This is a genomic window from Anoxybacillus sp. (assembly GCF_036834105.1).
Classification (GTDB): Bacteria; Bacillota; Bacilli; order Bacillales; family Anoxybacillaceae; genus Anoxybacillus.
The window spans coordinates 1-1,475 of record NZ_DAITON010000198.1; the positions used below are offsets into that span (position 1 = coordinate 1).

Annotated in this window: 1 protein-coding gene and 1 pseudogene; both read right to left on the bottom strand. The window is 42.7% G+C overall.

The features are described 5' to 3' along the window. Positions 1–976 (bottom strand): DEAD/DEAH box helicase (locus V7Z64_RS12760; RefSeq protein WP_334110653.1); only part of this gene is annotated, 976 nt, incomplete at its 3' end. Between the two features lie 118 nt (positions 977–1,094). After that, positions 1,095–1,475 (bottom strand): annotated as a pseudogene (locus V7Z64_RS12765) (hypothetical protein); the annotation flags it as partial.

The following is a 1,475-nucleotide window of genomic DNA, read 5'->3' on the forward strand; positions in this document are numbered from 1 at the left end:
CGCGCATTAAACGACCGGTAAACGGATCGACGATAACGATTTTTCCATCTTCGACAACGTAATCGACGTCGCGCTGCATCACAACGTGGGCGCGCAACGCTTGGTTAATATGATGGTTTAACGTCACATGTTTTAAATCGAATAAGTTATCGATTCCAAACGCCCGCTCTGCTTTGTTCATTCCTTCTTCCGTGAGCTGCACGCTTTTCGTTTTTTCATCGTACGTATAATCGACATCCCGTTTTAATGTGCGAACGAACGCATTCGCTTGAATGTATAATTTTGTAGACTTTTGCGCTGTACCTGAAATAATGAGCGGTGTACGCGCTTCATCAATTAAAATCGAGTCCACTTCGTCAATAATCGCATAATGAAGCGGACGTTGTACCATATGTTCTTTATATAACACCATGTTATCGCGCAAATAATCGAAACCGAATTCGTTATTCGTTCCGTACGTAATATCGGCGTTGTAAGCCGCTTGTTTTTCTTCGCGCGACATATTGCTTAAATTTAGTCCGACAGATAAGCCTAAAAACTGATACAATCTGCCCATTTCGTTCGCGTCGCGGCTAGCTAAGTACTCGTTTACCGTCACGACATGGACGCCTTTTCCTGTTAATGCATTTAAATAGACAGGCATCGTTGCGGTTAACGTTTTTCCTTCCCCAGTCTTCATTTCAGCGATGTTGCCTTCATGAAGCGCGATGCCTCCCATTAATTGCACTTTATACGGATACATGCCAAGCACGCGCTTTGCTGCTTCGCGAACAACCGCAAACGCTTCAACAAGCAAATCATCAAGCGTTTCTCCTTTTTCAAGACGAGCTTTAAATTGCTCTGTTTTTTGACGCAATTCGTCATCAGAAAGCTGCGCCATTTGCGGACCGAGCGCATCAATTTCATTCGCGATTTTTTCTAATCGCGCAATTTGTCGTTTATTCGGATCAAACACTTTTTTTAACATTCCAAGCATACAAAAACGCCCCTTGCTTATATAGTCGCTAATTACCATCATATCACTTACAAGAAAAGGTGACAACTCATACGGAAAAGGGGATGGGAAAAAAGAAAAAACCAGCTTCTTCGCTGGATTACACTTGCGATTGTAGTTGCTCGATAGAGGCTTCGACTCTGAGTAAGCGTTTGTTGAGGGCGTAAATTTCAAATCCTTTTTCGTCGATCTTTTTATAAATGTTTTGCAGTAATGTGCGCACATCGTCGGCTAGTTGAATTTCTAAACGTTGCACTGTTTCTTTTACGTCGCTTAGCTGTGTTTCAACATGCTCGAGACGTTTCTTGACATCGCACATCTCTTCCTCCAGGCGACTGATGCGCTCATTTGTTTCTTTCATTTCTTGTTCAAGCGCATCTAACCGACTTTCCATATTAGCAAACCGCTCGTCAATCTGCGCAAACCGTTTATCAATCTGGGCAAATCTTTCATCAATTTGCGCAAATCTTTCGTCGATCTG